Origin of the sequence: Streptomyces sp. GbtcB6, assembly GCF_019091475.1 — a bacterium.
Taxonomy (GTDB): domain Bacteria; phylum Actinomycetota; class Actinomycetes; order Streptomycetales; family Streptomycetaceae; genus Streptomyces; species Streptomyces hyaluromycini.
In genome coordinates this window covers 1-3594 of the sequence record NZ_JAGXJL010000137.1, presented here as the reverse complement: position 1 = coordinate 3594, position 3594 = coordinate 1, and the positions used below count along the sequence as shown (strand labels likewise).

At 69.6% G+C, this 3594-nt stretch carries 2 protein-coding genes and 2 pseudogenes; all 4 read left to right on the top strand.

Annotated features, from left to right (window positions below):
• A pseudogene (locus tag KVT45_RS54750) lies at positions 1–324 on the top strand (AMP-dependent synthetase); the annotation flags it as partial.
• Between the two features lie 35 nt (positions 325–359).
• On the top strand, positions 360–1538 hold the full coding sequence (locus tag KVT45_RS54745) for an amidohydrolase family protein (RefSeq protein WP_217562552.1): 1179 nt from the start codon (positions 360–362) through the stop codon (positions 1536–1538).
• Positions 1535–2977 (top strand): FadD3 family acyl-CoA ligase, encoded by a 1443-nt coding sequence (locus KVT45_RS54740; protein WP_254648747.1) that lies wholly within the window; start codon positions 1535–1537, stop codon positions 2975–2977. Before KVT45_RS54745 ends, KVT45_RS54740 begins: the two co-directional genes overlap by 4 nt.
• Positions 2974–3546, top strand: a pseudogene (locus tag KVT45_RS54735) (methylmalonyl-CoA mutase family protein); the annotation flags it as partial. The gene KVT45_RS54740 and the pseudogene KVT45_RS54735, both read left to right, overlap by 4 nt.
• Between the last annotated feature and the right edge of the window lie 48 nt (positions 3547–3594).

The window sequence follows — 3594 nt, the reverse complement described above, 5'->3', positions numbered from 1 at the left end:
GCCGACGTCATCATCCGCGGCGGCGAGAACATCAGCGCCGCGGAGGTCGAGGAGGTGCTGCTCGGCCTGCCCGGAGTGGCCGAGGCCGCCGTGGTCGCCGTACCCGACCCGCGCCTGGGGGAGCGGGCCGCGGCCGTACTGCGGATGCGCCCCGGCTGGTCCGCGCCGGTCCTGGCCGAGGTGCGCACGCACTTCCAGCGGTCGGGGCTGGCCCGGCAGAAGTGGCCCGAGGAGGTCAGCTCGGTCGACGACTTCCCCCGGACGCCGAGCGGCAAGGTCAAGAAGTTCGAGCTCCGGCGGAACATTGCCACTACCGCACAGTGAGAATACGATTCTCAATATTGGTGAAGGAGGATCTCATGCCCTCTCGCGCACTCACGTATCCGCTGTTCGACGCGGACAACCACCTCTACGAGACGCAGGAAGCGCTCACGAAGTACCTGCCCAAGGAGTACGACGGGGCCATCGAGTACGTGACCGTCCGGGGCCGCACGAAGATCGCGATCCGTGGGCAGATCAGCGAGTACATCCCCAACCCCACCTTCGACGTGGTCGCCCGCCCCGGCGCCATGGAGGAGTACTTCAAGGTCGGCAACCCGACCGGCAAGACCCGGCGGGAGATATTCGGTGAGCCGATGCGCTCCGTGCCGGCCTTCCGCGAACCGGCCCCGCGCCTGGAGCTGATGGACGAACTGGGCATCCAGCGCAGCCTGATGTTCCCCACTCTCGCGAGCCTCATCGAGGAGCGCATGAAGGACGACCCGGAGCTGATCCACGCGGTCATCCACGCCCTCAACGAATGGCTGCACGACACCTGGTCCTTCACCTACAAGGACCGCATCTTCACCGTGCCGGTCATCACCCTCCCCATCGTGGAGAGGGCGATCGACGAGCTCAACTGGGTGGTGGAGCGAGGCGCCCGCGCCATCCTGGTCCGCCCCGCGCCCGTGCCCGGATTCGGTGCCACGCGCTCCTTCGCACTGCGGGAGTTCGCCCCGTTCTGGAAGCGGGTCGTCGAGACCGGTGTGCTGGTCGCCTTCCACTCCTCCGACAGCGGCTACGCCCGTTACGCCAACGACTGGGAGGGCAACACGCGCGAGTTCCTGCCCTTCAAGCCGAACGCGTTCCGCCAGGTCAACGAGTGGCGGCCGATCGAGGACGCGGTCTCGTCCCTGATCTGCCACGGCACGCTCTCCCGCTTCCCGGAGCTCAAGCTCGCGGTGATCGAGAACGGCGCCTCCTGGGTGGAGCCGCTGCTCGGCCGGCTGGCGGACGTGCACAAGAAGATGCCCCACGAGTTCCAGGAGGACCCGGTCGAGGTCTTCCGGCGGAACATCCACATCAGCCCGTTCTGGGAGGAGGACATGGCCCGGCTCGGCGACCTCATCGGCATCGAACGCGTCCTGTTCGGCTCCGACTACCCCCATCCGGAGGGCCTGGCCGACCCGGTCACCTACGTCGACCACCTGGCCAAGCTGACCGAGGCCGACAAGGCCAGGGTCATGGGCGGCAACCTCGCCCGGCTGATCGACGCATGACCGCGACGATGCCGTGGCGCAGCATCCCCGAACTGGTGCGCAGCGCCGCCGACCGGTTCGTGGACGCGGAGGCCGTGGTCGACGGCGATCTGCGGCTCACCTTCACCGATCTGGCCGATCGGGTGCGGCGCACCGCCGGGGCGTTCGCCTCGGTGGGCGTCGGACCCGGCGACCGGGTCGCGGTGTGGGCGCCGAACTCGGCCGAGTGGGCTGTCGCCGCGTTCGGCGCGCTCACCGCGGGAGGCGTGCTCGTGCCGGTGAACACCAGGTTCCGGGACGAGGAGGCCCACGACATCGTCGTCCGCAGCGGCGCCAAGGTGCTGTGCGTCCAGAACGGCTTCCTGGACCGGGAGTTCACCGGACCGCCCGGCGTTCCCGTCATCGACGTGCGGACGGACGGGTTCCTGGGCTCCGGGGAGCCGCTGGAGCGCGAGGTCGGCGCGGACGACCTCGCCGACATCATCTTCACCTCCGGCACGACCGGTCGCCCCAAGGGTGTGATGACCACCCACGGCCAGACCCTCCGCCTGTACGCCGAGTGGTGCGACCTGGCCCAACTCCGCCAGGGCGACCGCTACTTGATCGTCAACCCGTTCTTCCACATCTTCGGCTACAAGGCGGGTCTGGTCGCCTCCATGATTCGGGGCGCGACCGTGCTCCCGGTCGCCGTCTTCGACGTGGACCGCGTCCTGGACCTGGTGGAGCGGGAGCGGGTGACGATCCTGCCGGGCCCGCCGACGCTGTACCACTCCCTGCTCCAGACGGGAGCCGGGCACGACCTGGCCTCGCTCCGGGTCGCGGTGACCGGCTCCGCCGACATCCCGGTCGAGCTGGTCCGCCGTATCACCACCGAGCTGCCCTTCACCCACCTCATGACCGGCTACGGGCTCACCGAGGCCGGCACCGTCACCGCGTCCCGGCCCGGCGACCCGTACGAGGCCGTCGCCACGACCGTGGGCAGGCCCTGTGAGGGCTTCGAGGTACGCCTCGCGGCGGACCAGGAGGTCCTCGTGCGCGGCTACTCCGTCATGCTCGGTTACCTCGACGACCCCGAGGCGACCGCCGAGGCCGTGGACGCCGACGGCTGGCTGCACACCGGGGACCTGGGCGAGCTCGACGGCGACGGGCGGCTGAGGATCGTCGGCCGCAAGAAGGACATGTTCATCGTCGGTGGCTTCAACGCCTACCCGGCCGAGATCGAGGGCTTCCTGCTCCGGCACCCGGCCGTCGCCCAGGCCGCCGTGATCGGTGTGCCCGACGCGCGGATGGGCCAGGTCGGCAAGGCGTTCGTGGTGCCCCGCGGCACGGTGACGGAGGCCGAACTGATCGCGTGGGCCAGGGAGCGGATGGCCGGCTTCAAGGTGCCCCGGCAGGTCGAGTTCCGCTCGGAGCTGCCGCTGAATGCCACCGGCAAGGTGATGAAGGACCAGCTGTCATGACCGATGACCCCCGCACCGCGTCCGGCATCCACCTCAAGCCGGTCTACGGCCCCGCCGACCTGCACGCCGACCCACCCGCCCCCGGAGCCTTCCCCTTCACCCGCGGCAACTACCCCACCGGCTACCGGGGCCGCACCTGGACCCTGCGCCAGTACTCCGGCTTCGGCACCCCCGAGGAGTCCAACCGCCGCTACCGCTACCTCCTCGACCAGGGCGGCACCGGCCTGTCCGTGGCGCTCGACCTGCCCACCCAGTGCGGCTACGACTCCGACGACCCGGAGTACACGGACGAGGTCGGCCGCGTCGGCGTCGCCCTCGACACCCTGGCCGACGCGGAGGTCCTCTTCGACGCGATCCCGCTGGACCGGATCAGCACCAGCTTCACCATCAACGGCACAGCGGCCATTCTGCTCGCCTTCTACGTCGCCGCAGCCGAGAAGCGCGGCATCCCGCGTGCGAAGCTCACCGGCACCATCCAGAACGACATCCTCAAGGAGTACGCCTCGCGCGGCACCTGGATCTGGCCGCCCACGCCCTCGCTCAGACTCATCGCCGACACCATCGAGTTCTGATGAAGAAGGACAGCGAGATCACCTCCTTCAAGGACCTGGAGGGCA